Raw genomic sequence first — 14,481 nt, 5'->3', positions numbered from 1 at the left:
GCGTTGCTGGCTATGCCCGATGCGCTGGGACATTTTGGTCCTTACGGTGGCCGGTTTGCATCCGAAACCCTGGTCAGCGCCCTTGAAGACTTGACCGAACTGTACGAAAAACTCTGGCAAAGCCCCGAATTTCAACAGGCCTTCGATAAAGACCTGGCTCACTACGTGGGTCGTCCGTCGCCGCTTTATCATGCTGAACGGCTGAGCCGCGAGCTGGGCGGTGCGCAGATCTATCTGAAACGCGAAGACCTGAACCATACCGGCGCCCACAAGGTGAACAACACCATCGGTCAGGCGTTGCTGGCCAAATATATGGGCAAGCCGCGGGTAATCGCCGAAACCGGAGCCGGTCAGCATGGCGTGGCATCCGCTACCGTGGCCGCTCGTTTGGGGCTTGAGTGCGTGGTCTACATGGGCTCGGAAGATGTCCGTCGCCAGGCGCTGAACGTTTATCGGATGAAGCTGCTTGGTGCCAAGGTCGTTGCGGTCGAGTCCGGAACCAAGACCCTGAAAGATGCGATGAATGAGGCGATGCGCGACTGGGTTACCAACGTCGACAACACCTTCTACATCATCGGAACCGCTGCGGGGCCGCACCCGTATCCGAAACTGGTTCGTGACTTCCAGTGTGTTATCGGTCGTGAAGCTCGGGCCCAGTGTCTGGAACAGGCCGGTAAGCTGCCGGATGCGCTGATCGCTTGTGTCGGCGGTGGTTCCAATGCCATCGGATTGTTCCACCCGTTTATTCCCGATACCGATGTGCGCATGATCGGCGTTGAGGCGGGCGGGTACGGTATCGAGACCGGACAGCATGCCGCACCTCTGTGTGCCGGTCGTCCCGGCGTGCTGCACGGCAACCGGACCTACCTGATGGAAGACGATGCCGGCCAGATCGCCGGAACCCATTCGGTATCCGCCGGTCTGGATTATCCGGGTGTAGGTCCGGAACACTCCTGGTTGAAAGACTGCGGTCGAGCGGAATATGTCGCGATAAATGACGACGAGGCGCTGGACGCCTTCCGCACCCTGACCAAGGTTGAGGGGATCATGCCGGCACTGGAGTCCAGCCACGCGATTGCCCAGGCGATCAAACTGGCTCCGACCATGTCTGCCGATCAAATACTGCTGGTTAATTTGTCTGGCCGCGGGGATAAAGACATCCATACCGTGGCAGAGATCGACGGCATCGAAGTTTAAGCGCAACGCATTCAGATTGAGGTTCCAATGAGTCGTATTCAACAGTGTCTGCAAAGTCTGAAGCAGCAGGGACGTAAAGCGCTGATCCCCTACGTGACCGCCGGTGATCCCGAGCCGGGTGTCACCGTTGGGTTGATGCATGCCATGGTCGAGGCCGGTGCCGACATCATCGAGCTGGGTATCCCGTTTTCCGATCCGATGGCCGATGGTCCGGTAATCCAGTTGGCCTGCGAGCGGGCGCTGGTACACGGTACCCGCTTGGTCGATGTGCTGGAGATGGTCAAGAACTTCCGCCAGCAGGATAGCCAGACCCCGGTTGTTTTGATGGGCTACCTGAATCCGATCGAGGCGATCGGCTACGATAATTTCCTGACCCAGGCCAGCGAGGCCGGCGTCGATGGTGTTCTGACGGTTGATCTACCGCCGGAGGAAGCTGACAGCTTCTGCGAGGGCCTTAAGGCCAAAGGGATGGATGCGATCTTCCTGATCGCGCCGACCACCACCGATGAGCGGATCAAGCGTATCTGCGCCGCCGGCAGTGGTTATGTCTACTACGTGTCGGTCAAGGGCGTGACCGGCTCCAGTGCGCTGGATGTCGATGCGGTTGCCAGCAATGTTGACAAGATTCGTCAACACACCTCGCTGCCTGTGGGTGTGGGCTTCGGCATTCGTGATGCCGAATCAGCCGCCGCAGTGGCAGAAGTGGCCGATGGGGTGATCGTTGGCAGCGTACTGGTGAACAAGATTGCCGAGCTGCAGCAGCAGGTCGATCAGATTCCGGCAGCTGTCGCCGAAATTCTGGTGTCGATGCGCAGCGCGATGGACCAGTAAGCGGGTTACCGCTTCGGTCGGGTTGACTATCAACCCTATTTACAACGAATTATCTTTGATACGAACTGCAGCGGTTCATTGTTGATTAGCGATGATCCGTCGAAAAGAGTGAAGCCGAGATGAGCAACTGGCTAGAGAAAATCGTTCCGTCCCTTGGGCGTTCCCAATCGCGCAAGAAAAGTGACATTCCGGAAGGGTTGTGGAAGAAGTGTCCCAAATGTACCGCTGTCCTGTACCGCCCGGAGCTGGATAAAAACCTGAATGTCTGCCCCAAGTGTGACCACCATATGCGTCTTGGTGCTCGCCAGCGTCTGGAGTGGTTCCTTGATGAAGAGGGCCGTATCGAGATCGGCACCGATGTTGAGCCGGTAGATCGCCTCAAGTTCAAGGACTCCAAAAAGTACAAAGATCGCTTGAGCTCGGCACAAAAGCAGACCGGTGAGAAGGATGCCCTGATCGCCATGAAAGGTCAGCTCAACGGCCAGGATGTGGTCGCGGTTGCCTTCGAGTTTTCCTTCCTGGGTGGATCCATGGGAGCCGTGGTCGGCGAGCGCTTCGTGCGCGCGGTTAATGTCAGCCTTGAGCAGCGCATCCCGCTGGTCTGTTTCGCCGCCAGTGGCGGTGCGCGGATGCAAGAAGCGCTGTTCTCGCTGATGCAGATGGCGAAAACGTCGGCGGCGCTGGAGAAACTGAAGGCCGAAGGTATTCCCTATATCTCGGTGCTGACCGATCCGGTATTCGGTGGGGTTTCTGCATCGCTGGCGATGCTGGGTGATCTGAACGTTGCCGAACCGAATGCGCTGATTGGATTTGCCGGTCCGCGTGTTATCGAACAGACCGTACGTGAAAAACTCCCCGAAGGCTTCCAGCGCAGTGAATTCCTGCTTGAGCACGGTGCGGTGGATATGATCATCCGGCGTAGTGAAATGCGTGCCAAGCTGGCATCGATTCTGGCCAAACTGACTCACCAGCCTGCCGTCGAGCTAGCCGAGCCGGTCGAGCCCGAAACCAGTGCCGAAGTAACTGAACCTGAGGCGGACTGATCCCCTCAATGACAACCAACAGTCAATCCCGGACGCTTGACCAGTGGTTGAGCGTCATCGAGGCGGCCCACCCCAGTGAGATCGAACTGGGCTTGGATCGGGTTAGGGCCGTTGCCGAACGATTGCAGCTGGTCGACGGCTGGAACTGCCCGATCGTGACCCTTGCCGGCACCAACGGCAAGGGCTCGACCCAGGCCTTCATGCGTAGCATCTGCACCGAGCAGGGCTACCGGGTTGGCTGCTACAGTTCGCCACACTTCCTGCGCTACAACGAACGGGTCACCCTTAATGGTGAACCGGCCGATGACCAATCCCTTTGCCAAGCCTTCGAAGCTATCGATCAGGCTCGAGAAACGTTGGGCTTGAGCCTGAGCTATTTCGAAGTCGGCACCCTGGCGGCGTTGTGGCTATTCCGTCAATGGCAGCCGGATCTGATCCTGCTGGAAGTAGGTCTTGGAGGACGGCTCGACGCGGTCAATATTATCGATCCCGATGTCGCGGTGATCACCACGGTTGCGTTGGATCATCAAGATTGGCTGGGTAACGATCGAGAAACCGTCGGTTTCGAAAAAGCCGGTATTCTGCGTCCTGGGATTCCGATGGTGTACGGCGAAGTCTCGATGCCGGACAGCGTCCTGAAGCGGGCAACGGAGCTGGGCTGTACGATCTACCATTGGGGCGAACAGTTCGGCCCGGACGAGCGGCAGGAGAATTGGTGCTGGCACGGACTCGACTCTTCCGGTCAGTCACTGGAATATCCCTGTCTGCCCGGAGTTCGGTTGCCGTTTGAGAATGCTTCCACGGCGCTGCAGGCGTTGTCGCTGTTGCCGCTGGATTTTTCTCCCTTTGCCATTGTCCAAGGATTGGCCCAGGCCGCGTTGACGGGACGGCGACAGCAGTTGTCGATCGATGGTCGCAAGCTGCTTCTGGATGTGGCTCATAACCCCCATGCTGCGCAGTATCTGGCTTCGACACTACCGAGCATTAGCGGCGATACTTACTGTGTTCTGGGTATGCTGGCCGATAAGGATTGCGCCGAAAGCATCGCCCCGTTGCTCCCTGTGGTCGATCATTGGTTGTTGGCGGGATTGGATTGTCCTCGAGGGCTCAGCGCCGATGAGCTGGCTCTGGCCTTGCCCCAGACAACGGCAGCGCAATATTACGAGTCGCCCTGGAAGGCTTGTCAGGCGGCGATTAAACAAAGCCGGGATGGCGATCGTATCCTGGTGCTGGGGTCTTTCTACACCGTGGCAGATATCCTGGCCCAGATACAGAGATAGGAGGTAGCGTAGAGATGGAACGTCCAGTCAAAGAACGACTGCTCGGCGGCCTGCTGCTACTGGCTATCGCGGTGATCTTTCTGCCGATGATCTTTGACGGCGCCGGCCTGAAGCAGGGACGGTTGCAATCGGTGGTGCCCGAGGCGCCGGCACCCATCGAAATCGTCCACTACCAGCCGGTGAACCAGCCCAATCCCGATACCTCTGAGCTGGCAGAACCGCAACCGACTCCGGTCCAGAGCCTTCCCGAGCCGCCTGAAGCCATCGAGGCTGTCGAAGACGTGTCCAAGCAGGCCGGTCCTTCATCTGCGGCAGAGAAGGTCGAGGGGCAGACCAGCAAGCCCGTAGAACCGGCGAAACCGGTATCAACCATTGCCAAAGAAAAGCCGGTGCTGGATCAACAGGGTGTACCTGTCGGCTGGACGCTTCAGTTGGCCAGTTTCAAAGAGAGAGCCAATGCGGTCGCGCTGCAGCAGAAGCTGATCCAGCGTGGTTATAAAGCCTATATCCGTCAAAAGGGGCCGCTGAGTAAGGTGTTTGTCGGTCCCGACAACCAGAAAAGTCGGATAGAGCAGCTGAAGCAGCAATTGAAGCGTGAGGTCAAACTGGATGGCCTGGTGCTGCGCTACCGTCCTTAACACCTTAGGTCAACGCCGCTTTCGGGTGGTTGGGTGTGGTTGGCGGCTCTGTTAGAATGCGCGCCTTTGCCGTATCCGTAAACTGCGAGGAAGCCAATGAATTGGGCCGATCTGGTCATTATCGCCCTGATCAGCGTTTCTGCACTGCTGAGTCTTAAGCGAGGTTTCTTTAAGGAGGCGCTGTCGCTGCTCACCTGGGTGGCTGCCTTTGTGATCGCGCGCCTGTTTACCGATCAGCTCAGTGTGCTGCTCATCGATTATATCCAAACGCCGTCGGCACGAATCGTGGCGGCTTTTGCGCTGCTGTTTATCGGGGTGCTGTTTACCGGTGCGTTGATCAACAACCTGATCGGAATGATGATCAAAGCGACCGGGTTGAGCAGCACGGATCGCGTGCTGGGGATGGCATTTGGATTGGCCCGCGGCTGCATCGTGGTAGTTGTGGCCGTGGCCTTGCTGGCGATGACGCCGGCAAAGCAAGATAGATGGTGGGCGGAGTCCACCTTGATACCCCACTTCCAAATGATGGAAGACTGGACTCGTCAGGTGGCTTCGGAAGCTTCAGACCTGATCATGAACCTGGGGCGTGAATAGGCATATAATTAGCCTGTTGCGTTTCAGGACGAAGGGCTTTCGTGGATCTTGCTCCGCGAAGGCCGATTATTTTTGCAGTAGATGAGGTGCTCTGCATGTGCGGCATTGTCGGTATCGTTGCTAAAGATCATGTTAATCAGACGTTGTTTGACGCGCTGACCGTGTTACAACATCGTGGCCAGGATGCCGCCGGTATGGTGACCTGCGAAGGAAGCCGTTTTCACCTGAGAAAAGATAATGGCCTGGTCAATTCGGTGTTCCGGCATCGGCATATGCGTAACCTGGTCGGCAATATGGGGATTGCCCATGTTCGCTACCCCACGGCGGGCAGTGCCAGTGCGGCCGAAGCACAGCCGTTCTACGTCAACTCGCCCTATGGAATTGCGCTGGCCCATAACGGCAACCTGACCAACTCATCGGAGCTGGCCGAAGACATCTTCCGGACCGATCTGCGTCATATCAACACTAACTCCGACTCCGAGGTGCTGCTCAACACTTTCGCCCACGAGTTGCAGCGTCTGGGTAAACTGGTTCCGAGCCCCGATGATATTTTCTCGGCGGTTTCCCACGTCCACAGCCGCTGTCGCGGCGGTTACGCCGTCGTCGCCATGATTACCGGTTACGGCATCGTGGCTTTCCGAGATCCGCTGGGTATCCGTCCGGTCTGTTACGGCAAGCGCGAGACAGAGCAGGGCACCGAGTATATGGTGGCATCTGAAAGCGTGGCGTTGGTTTCCTGTGGCTACAAACTGGTCCGCGATCTGGAACCGGGTGAAGCGATTTATCTTACCCAGGACGGTGATGTTCATACCCGCCAGTGTGCAGAAAACACCAAACTGAGTCCTTGCCTGTTCGAATTTGTTTACCTGGCCCGTCCCGATTCGATCATCGACGGTATTTCGGTCTACAAGGCCCGGATGCGCCAGGGCGAACTGCTGGCGGAGAAGGCGCTGCGCGAGCGTCCCGACCATGATATCGACGTGGTGATTCCGATTCCGGAAACCAGCCGGGTGGCTGCGCTGGAAATGGCGCGACGACTGGGCGTCGACTTCCGCGAAGGCTTTATCAAAAACCGTTATATCGGTCGGACCTTTATCATGCCGGGGCAGAAACAGCGCGAAAAAACCGTACGCCAGAAGTTGACGCCGATCGAGCTCGAATTCCGTGGTAAGAATGTTCTGCTGGTAGACGATTCCATCGTCCGTGGAACCACCTCCCGCCAGATCGTCGACATGGCGCGTGAGATGGGCGCGAAGAAGGTTTATTTCGCCTCGGCCGCGCCTGCGGTTCGGTACCCCAACGTCTACGGTATCGATATGCCTTCGGCCAAAGAGCTGATCGCCCATAACCGTACCGATGAGGAAGTGGGTGAGCTGATCGGTGCGGACTGGATGCTGTACCAGGATCTGTCGGATCTGATCGAATCCACCCAGTGGAGCAACGCTGGTGTTAAGGAGTTCGACTGTTCGGTGTTCGACGGCAACTATGTGACCGGCGATATCAACAAGAGTTATCTGGATCGACTGGATGCCGCCCGCAATGACGAAGCCAAGAGTGGCAATGTCCAGGCCGACAGCAACGATGCCAATAACCTGTTGGAGAAGATGTGAGTCGCCAATAAAAAGCGACAAAACACCTTCAACTACAGAGCGAGTCATACCATGAGCAGTAAACCGAAGGCACCTAGCTCCCGTCTGGATGCCGATTTGACCGATGCCGAACTGGCGACGTTGGCGATCCGTGCCGGCCATCAGCGTACCCCCGAGGGGGAGCACAGCGAGCCGATCTTCCCGACCTCCAGCTTTGTTTTCCATAGCGCCGCCCAAGCGGCCGCGCGCTTTGGCGGCGACGAAGATGGCAATATCTACTCCCGTTTCACCAACCCGACCGTGCGCCTGTTTGAACAACGGATTGCAGCGATGGAAGAGGGCGAGCGGGCCGTGGCGACCTCTTCCGGAATGGCGGCGATTCTTAGCCTGGGAATGGGACTGCTGAGCCAGGGTGATCATATCGTCTGCTCCTACAGTGTGTTCGGCTCCACGGTGTCGCTATTTACCAAGTACTTCTCCAAGGCGGGGATTCGCACCACCTTTGTTGATCCGAGCGACCTGGACGCCTGGCGCGCTGCGTTGGAACCCGAAACCAAACTGCTGTTCTTGGAGACGCCGTCCAATCCGCTGGCGGAAATTGCCGACATCCGTGCCATTGCTGAAATCGCTCATCAGCATGGGGCACTGTTGGCGGTCGATAACTGCTTCTGCACCCCAGCGTTGCAAAAACCGTTGCTGCTGGGTGCCGATATCGTTATCCACTCGGCGACCAAGTTTCTCGACGGCCAGGGGCGTTGCATCGGTGGCGTGGTGATCGGCCCGGATGCATTGATGGAAGAGGTGTTCGGCTTCGTCCGTACCGGGGGAACCTGCCTGAGCCCGTTCAATGCCTGGGTCTTTATCAAGGGTCTTGAAACCCTGGAGTTACGCTTGAAGGCGCAGAGCGCTCAGGCGATGGAACTGGCTCAGTGGCTACAACAGCAGCCGCAGGTCGAACGGGTTCACTACAGCGGTCTGGATACCCATCCGCAGCACCAGTTGGCAGCTCAGCAACAGTCGGCCTTTGGTGCGGTGTTGGCCTTTGAGGTTAAAGGTGGACGAGAGCAGGCCTGGTCCGTCATTGATGGCACCCGGATGATCTCGATTACCGGCAATCTGGGGGACACCAAGACTACTATCACCCATCCGGCCACCACCACCCATGGCCGCCTGAGTGACGAAGAGCGAGCCCAGGCTGGCATCAAGGACAATCTGATCCGGGTTTCGGTCGGGTTGGAAGCCCTGGACGATATCCGCTCCGATCTGCAGCGGGGCTTGGCAGCGCTCTAGTCCGTAAGCCTGCTTTCAACAGGCGTGGAGCGTTGCCGGCGGTAATTTAGTAGCGGTTGGCCGATGCTTGGTTCGTTACCAAGATTGGGGTAAGGTTTGGTGAAATGTACATCAAATCATAGGTATGCCGATGCAGAATTCAGCGACTCTGAGCGAAGTATTCGAAGGTCTTACGGCACTGTCCAACGGCGCGTTTCCCAAGCAGTGCGGGAGCTGTGGTAAAAGCTATGCCGATCTGGAGCAGTTGGTAGCCGAAACCAGCACCAGTGAGGATGGCAGCGGCCTGAAACAGGTGGGTAGCTTCTCACCCCAGGTCGAGGTGGAGCGGATCTGTAGCTGTGGTCAGCTACTGACAGAAACCTTCGGGGATCGGCGCTCAAGTGGAGAGGTTGGTGCCCAGCGGCGAGCACTGTTTGATCGTCTGCTGAGTTTGCTGATCGAAGGGGGGATGCCGACGACGATGGCCAAAAAAGAGCTGATCAAGGTGATGAAGGGGCAGCCCAGTGAGTTGCTCAACCGCGATCAGTTGGCGCGTTTCTTTTCTTAAAGACTCGGGCATTTCCTAGTTAATAAAGCACGCTTCGGCGTGCTTTTTTGTTTATAGCTTGCCGACCAATAAAGTAAATTAGAACAGGCTGAAACAATCCCACTCTTGTTGCGTCTATCGCCGACTCATTTGCACTAATGGTCGTAATAACGGCATTGGTGCATCACTTCAGGTGCAATCAAGACCCTAGCAATTCAGGACATCAAGGATGCATGTACAAGACAAACCCTTAAATCGTTATCCGATCTGGTTGAAACCGTTCTTTTGGAGCCAGCAGCGACGCTATGGTGAGGTGCTGAAACCCGGCCTGCTATGGGCGAGAGTGCCGAAGTTGTTCGCGGCTGTTGCGGCGCTCTACGGTGTGCTGGATCGGAAAAGCTCACCGCTCAGTCCTGCGCTCCGTTCGCTGATCACCGTGCGGGTGTCGCAGATCAATCACTGCGCATTCTGCGTCGATATCAATGCGGCCACACTGATCAAACGGGCCGGTACCGAAGAGAAGGCACAGGCGCTGTCGAACTGGCACAACAGTGATCTTTTTGATGAGCAGGAGCGAGTAGTTTTGGCCTATACCGATGCGATCACCTACAGCGATCAGCAGGTCGATAGCGAGTTGGTGGCGCGGCTGAGGGAGTATTTTGATGAAGACCAAGTGGTCGAACTGACCGGTCTGATTGCGTTCCAAAACCTGTCCAGCAAGTTCAACAGTGCGTTGGATGTCGCTCCGCAGGGGTTTTGTGCAGTCCCGATCGACTACGAAGCCATTGAAGATGAGACGCCTTCGGAGGAATCGACCAAATCCCAATCGGGTTCTGGCGGTTCGGCTTCGATTTAATCCGATTTCGCTATCGGGTCGTAACAAAGTCGGTTTCGGTGCATCAATCGCTGAGTGATGATCGGAGGACACTGTGAAACGATTTTTGACCGTTGTAACCCTCGCCGGCTTGATGGCGTTGGGCCTCGTACGACCCGCCCTCGCCGAAGAGCCTGATTGGACGCTCTATCAGCAATTGCTGGAGCAGCACCTGACTCAGCAACGCGCCCAGGGTATCGATCTGGCCTGGCTGGATTACCCAGCCGTCAAGGCGGATCCGCGCTTTGCTCAGTTAGTCCGGCAGCTGGCCGAGTTTGATCCCAAGCGACTTGAGGGCCAGCAGGAGCAACTGGTGTTTTATATCAATGCCTACAATATTCTCGCCATCAATGTCGTGGTGCAGAACTGGCCGTTGAAAAGCATCAAAGATGCCAGTCCCTGGTATAAGTCGGTGTGGAAGATCGACGCCGGCCAACTGGGCGGGGAAACGGTAAGCCTGGATCAGGTAGAGCATCAGATTCTGCGACCGATGGGCGAACCACGGATCCACTTTGCTATCGTCTGTGCGTCCCTGAGTTGCCCCGATCTCAGAGCAGAACCCTATACCGCCGCCCGATTGGAGCAGCAGCTTGATGACCAGCTTCAGGGCTTTCTGGCCAACTCCACCAAGGGGCTGGTGGCTACCGAGCGGGGGGTGAAACTATCGAAAATCTTTGACTGGTTCGAGGATGACTTCGGTGGTGAACAGGCATTAAAGGCCTGGTTGGGGCAACAGTTGGGGCAGCCGGAGCAGTTAATCGATGGCTACCTCGACTACAACTGGTCCCTGAACGGTAAGACGGAATCCTGATCCACCCGCTCCGAGACTGGATTAGACCGAGACCGGAACGGCGGTTTACCGGCGGCCCTAACTAGACGGGGCTTGCTTTGGATTGTTACAGTTCGCACTCCATTAACTGCGTGAATTCAAATGGATGAGCGACCAGAACAGTCCCAAGCCCTACCAGCTGCTTGAAGCAGAATTGCTGCCCAAACTCCGTCAAGGTGATAAGCAGAGTCTTAATCGCCTCGTCGAAGCCTACTATGGCCCGATGCGTGCTCTGGCCCGCTCTATTGTGGGTGAATCGATCGCCGACGAGGTGGTGCAGGAAGCCTGGTTTTCGGTCTATAAGGCTTTACCGAAATTTGAAGGACGTTCCAGCTTGAAAACCTGGATCCTGAGGATCACCGCCAACGAGGCTAAAACCCGTCTGCGGCGTGAATCCCGTCATGTGTCCCTGGAGGCGATCAGTGGCGGCGAAACGGATCTGTTGCCGGGTCGGTTTCAAGAGGATGGCCACTGGTCGGTCCCGCCGAGCTCGTGGCACGACGAAAGCCCCGATGCGCTGTTGACCAACCAGGAGATGGGCGACTGCATTGAGCTTACGCTGGGGCGTTTGCCCGAGAGCCAGCAGGCTGTTTTTAAGCTCAAAGAGCTTGAAGATCACAGCTTTGATGAGATCTGTAATATTCTCGAGATCAGTGCATCTAATGCACGAGTTTTGCTGCACCGGGCGCGTGTCAGCCTGTACGGCAAAATCGAACACTTTCAGGAGAGCGGTGAATGTTGAAGTGCAAGGACATTGTCAAGCAGGCCAGCGACTACCGTGACCGCGAGATGTCTTTTGGTCAGCGACTTCAGTATCGAATGCATTTGCTGATCTGCCACCACTGCCGCACCTTTTCTCGTCAATTCGATGCCAGCATCGCGATGTTGAAGCGCCTGCGTAAACGTCAGCCTGATGCTCATAAAGAGCAGATCGAAGAGATAAAGCGCAAACTGGATCGTTTGTAGCGCGCCCGTTTTTGTTATACAACAGCACAACCCTTATTCGCAGTTACTGGTGATGATGGCTCGTTAACCTGTTTGACCTTCGGGTAAAGGGTTCGAGTTTATGCCGATTGTCGCTGAGGCTGCCATTAGCTGGCTGTCGCCTCGGCTTATTGATCCCGGCGCAGAAGAAGGATTGGTGATGAAAGAGATCATGACAGGGCTGTATCAAGATCATCAGCATATCGGCAGATTGCTAACCATCTTGCAGAACAAGCTGGCAACCCTGGAACTGGGATCCCGACCGAACTTTCACCTGATGTCGGAAGTCCTCGACTATTTGGAAGATTACGGTGATGGTTATCATCATCCGCGAGAAGATCTGCTGTTTAGCTATATTCGCCATCATCACCAGGATTGCGAATCCCTGGTCAACCAGGCGGCTAACGAGCATCAGGAGTTGGCTCGCTTAACCCGTGCGTTGCGTGAATCGGTCGATCAGGTGTTGCTGGATGCGCCTTTCTCGCTGCAGGATTTCTGTAAGCGACTGGCCCGTTATATCGATACCCAACGGCGCCATCTGAGTTTTGAAGAACAGCGTCTTTTTCCCTTAATTGAGCAGTACATGAGTGTAGAGAACTGGCAAGAATTCAGCGATAAGGCTCCCTATCGCCACGACCCGCTGGAAGCGGAAAACCGCAGCCGTGATTACCAGCAGTTGGCTAATGCATTGATTGAAGATCTGGCTGATGGCTGAGCAGTTTCCGGAGGGGAGCGATAAGCGTCGCTCCTTCCGTTATCTGGTGACACTCGAAGCCGAGGTCACCAATGAACATGGCGCTCAATCCCCGGCAAAAGTGACCAATATTTCCCGTGATGGCCTTCGGCTGGAGGGGGATCGGCGGCTGGTTGAAGAGGTTTTTCCCAACTATCCGCTGCAGCGCGGGCTTAGCCGGCAGCAGTTACAGCTGCGTATGGCGCTGAATGAAGGTCAGCCGGTCGGCGATGACCGTATCGAACTGGTCTGCACCAGTGTTTATGTGTTGCGTCTGTCCAAGAGCTGTTACCAGATCGGCGTCCATTTCTGTCAGATCGACGATGACAGTCGTTCCAGACTGGAGCGGTTGATCGCTCAGTTAGAGGCGGTTAATACGCTGGAAAAGATCCGCGACAGTCGCCGTCGTCCCTAGGGAACCTGCGAATAAGTCCTTGCGAACTTCTGGCTTTCAGCTTGGTTCGCAATCCAGGCGCCGTTTTGAAGCAATGTCTAGACCTTGCGAAAAACTGCAACGCAGAGTGCGGATCAAGCTGAAATCCCCGCAGGGCAAGGCCTGAATCACACAATTTCGTCGTTGCAACCTTTGCTAAGGGCGACGGCCATTAGCTGCAGCTTGCGCCTAGAACTTGTGCACTTCAGGCTCTTGCAGAAGCCGCAGAGACTTGTTCGCAGGTTCCCTAGTCGATCACGGGTTGTTTCTTCACGGCCACTATTGAATCGACGTTACCGGCTAGGCGGTATGGGCCGGTTATGAATCGGTTAGCCCGGCATGGAGGCGGTCGTCTTTGAGCTGGGCTGGGTGGTATCTAAGGCTTCATCGCCGCTCGATCGCTGCGTTTCGGTTTGCGGGCTTATTGAAGTCAGCGGTTCAAGCTCCGGTTGATGGGGTTCTGGGTGTAACGGACAGAAACAGACCTGATCGCGGCCCATGGCTTTGGCTTGATAAACCCCCTTGTCGGCAGAGGCGACCAGCAGCTCAGCCAGCTCCGTCAGGTTCTGTGGGTTCAGCTCCTGGGCGCTACAGGTGGAGGCGCCGATGGACAGGGTTATGCCAAACTGCTGGCCATTGTCGGCCACAAAGGCTTGGTCGCAGATGGCGCGGCGGATGTTCTCGGCAATCTGCATCGCCTGGCGAGCCTCACAGCCCGGTAGCAACACCGCGAACTCTTCACCGCCGTAACGTGCGATAAAATCGGTTTTGCGTAATTGGTCTTTGATGGTTTGGGCACTGCCGCGCAGCACACGATCGCCGGTGGGATGGCCATAGCCGTCGTTGATCTTCTTAAAATAGTCCAGATCGATAAACAGGCAGCTTAGCGGGTGCTGGCTACGGCAGGCCCGCGACATCTCCCGTGCCAGCTCGTGATTGAACGAACGGCGGTTGTGGACCTTGGTCAGCATGTCGATCATGCTGAGCCGGCGCAGGGTCTCCTGGCTGATACAGTTTTCAATGCAGACCGCAATCACCGAAGCCAGATGGTTAATGTAATCGGTGGCCACGTTGGGGTTGTAGCGACTGGGATCGACACTCCCCAGATGCAGGCTACCGATAATCACGTTTTGACGCACCAGCGGTAGCAGGGCCGCACTGCTGATGCGGCTGCCGGCTCCGAAGCTGGCCTCGGTCAGTTGATCACTGTGGCAGCCCAGTCGAGGGAGTACCGGTTCGTTATAGAGCTCTCGAAGCTTGCGGTAGTCTTCGGTGAAGGTCAGGCAGTTATTGGCACGGGGAGGGCTGTAGTCGGGAATCAGATCCCGGGCGGCATGCTCCGGATCGAACAGCAGCAGCCGCACATCATCAAGACGGAAATACTCGCGCAGCGTTATCAGTAGCATATCGAGCAGGTCGGCAAGCGAATTGCACGACAGCAGACGAAGCTCAATTTCTTGAAACGTATGCAAAATATCGCGGTTACGCTCGGCTTTGCTGATCATCACATGCAAAGTGCGTTTGAGACTGCGATTTTCGGTTTCGAGTGGATTCATGGCCGACTTCGTCAAACGTTCAGTTGGACCATAACACTCTGATATCTATCTGCCTAGCCGGGATTGAGGCAAGCGCATGGCGGG

Annotated in this window: 16 protein-coding genes; 15 read left to right on the top strand and 1 reads right to left on the bottom strand. The window is 56.4% G+C overall.

All coding sequences use genetic code 11. The features are described 5' to 3' along the window. Window positions 1–12: 12 nt before the first annotated feature. From trpB to ACO05M_RS13105, 15 genes are all read left to right on the top strand, one after another. Entirely contained in the window at window positions 13–1,197 is a 1,185-nt protein-coding gene (trpB, locus tag ACO05M_RS13175; protein WP_421870744.1) for a tryptophan synthase subunit beta, read from the top strand. 27 nt (window positions 1,198–1,224) lie between these two features. Further along, window positions 1,225–2,028, top strand: a complete 804-nt coding sequence (gene trpA, locus ACO05M_RS13170; RefSeq protein ID WP_421863627.1) for a tryptophan synthase subunit alpha — start codon at window positions 1,225–1,227, stop codon at window positions 2,026–2,028. A gap of 119 nt (window positions 2,029–2,147) precedes the next feature. Then, window positions 2,148–3,071 (top strand): acetyl-CoA carboxylase, carboxyltransferase subunit beta, encoded by a 924-nt coding sequence (accD, locus tag ACO05M_RS13165; protein ID WP_421863624.1) that lies wholly within the window; start codon window positions 2,148–2,150, stop codon window positions 3,069–3,071. An 8-nt stretch (window positions 3,072–3,079) separates the two neighbouring features. Then, the gene (gene folC, locus ACO05M_RS13160) at window positions 3,080–4,351 is read left to right on the top strand and encodes a bifunctional tetrahydrofolate synthase/dihydrofolate synthase (RefSeq protein WP_421863622.1); all 1,272 of its coding nucleotides are present in this window, start codon (window positions 3,080–3,082) and stop codon (window positions 4,349–4,351) included. A 14-nt stretch (window positions 4,352–4,365) separates the two neighbouring features. Continuing rightward, entirely contained in the window at window positions 4,366–4,989 is a 624-nt protein-coding gene (locus tag ACO05M_RS13155) for an SPOR domain-containing protein (protein ID WP_421863619.1), read from the top strand. Between the two features lie 96 nt (window positions 4,990–5,085). Further along, window positions 5,086–5,583: a CvpA family protein gene (locus ACO05M_RS13150; RefSeq protein ID WP_421863616.1), complete on the top strand. Its 498-nt coding sequence runs from the start codon at window positions 5,086–5,088 to the stop codon at window positions 5,581–5,583. 95 nt (window positions 5,584–5,678) lie between these two features. Continuing rightward, window positions 5,679–7,193, top strand: coding sequence for an amidophosphoribosyltransferase (purF, locus tag ACO05M_RS13145; RefSeq protein ID WP_421863613.1), 1,515 nt, complete (start codon window positions 5,679–5,681; stop codon window positions 7,191–7,193). A gap of 51 nt (window positions 7,194–7,244) precedes the next feature. Continuing rightward, a complete protein-coding gene (locus ACO05M_RS13140; protein WP_421863610.1) occupies window positions 7,245–8,462 on the top strand; it encodes an O-succinylhomoserine sulfhydrylase in 1,218 nt (405 codons plus the stop codon). Between the two features lie 130 nt (window positions 8,463–8,592). Beyond that, window positions 8,593–9,009 (top strand): oxidoreductase, encoded by a 417-nt coding sequence (locus ACO05M_RS13135; RefSeq protein ID WP_133297384.1) that lies wholly within the window; start codon window positions 8,593–8,595, stop codon window positions 9,007–9,009. Window positions 9,010–9,217: 208 nt separating this feature from the next. Next, window positions 9,218–9,844 carry a carboxymuconolactone decarboxylase family protein gene (locus tag ACO05M_RS13130; RefSeq protein ID WP_421863608.1) on the top strand — a complete coding sequence of 209 codons (627 nt, stop codon included), beginning with the start codon at window positions 9,218–9,220 and terminating at the stop codon, window positions 9,842–9,844. 73 nt (window positions 9,845–9,917) lie between these two features. Continuing rightward, a complete protein-coding gene (locus ACO05M_RS13125; protein WP_421863606.1) occupies window positions 9,918–10,673 on the top strand; it encodes a DUF547 domain-containing protein in 756 nt (251 codons plus the stop codon). Window positions 10,674–10,797: 124 nt separating this feature from the next. Further along, on the top strand, window positions 10,798–11,433 hold the full coding sequence (locus ACO05M_RS13120) for an RNA polymerase sigma factor (RefSeq protein ID WP_421863603.1): 636 nt from the start codon (window positions 10,798–10,800) through the stop codon (window positions 11,431–11,433). Next, entirely contained in the window at window positions 11,427–11,657 is a 231-nt protein-coding gene (locus ACO05M_RS13115) for a zf-HC2 domain-containing protein (RefSeq protein WP_421863601.1), read from the top strand. The genes ACO05M_RS13120 and ACO05M_RS13115 overlap by 7 nt, the downstream gene beginning before the upstream one ends. Window positions 11,658–11,835: 178 nt before the next feature. Then, a complete protein-coding gene (locus ACO05M_RS13110) occupies window positions 11,836–12,390 on the top strand; it encodes a hemerythrin domain-containing protein (protein ID WP_421863599.1) in 555 nt (184 codons plus the stop codon). Continuing rightward, window positions 12,383–12,823, top strand: a complete 441-nt coding sequence (locus ACO05M_RS13105) for a PilZ domain-containing protein (protein ID WP_421863596.1) — start codon at window positions 12,383–12,385, stop codon at window positions 12,821–12,823. Before ACO05M_RS13110 ends, ACO05M_RS13105 begins: the two co-directional genes overlap by 8 nt. Before the next feature lie 347 nt (window positions 12,824–13,170). Here ACO05M_RS13105 and ACO05M_RS13100 read toward each other — a convergent pair whose 3' ends face one another. After that, window positions 13,171–14,412 carry a DUF484 family protein gene (locus ACO05M_RS13100; RefSeq protein ID WP_421863593.1) on the bottom strand — a complete coding sequence of 414 codons (1,242 nt, stop codon included), beginning with the start codon at window positions 14,410–14,412 and terminating at the stop codon, window positions 13,171–13,173. Window positions 14,413–14,481: the final 69 nt, after the last annotated feature.

Source organism: Motiliproteus sp. (assembly GCF_965230735.1).
Classification (GTDB): domain Bacteria; phylum Pseudomonadota; class Gammaproteobacteria; order Pseudomonadales; family Balneatricaceae; genus Motiliproteus.
The sequence above is the reverse complement of the archived record's forward strand: the minus strand, read 5'-3'. Positions and strand labels throughout refer to the sequence as shown.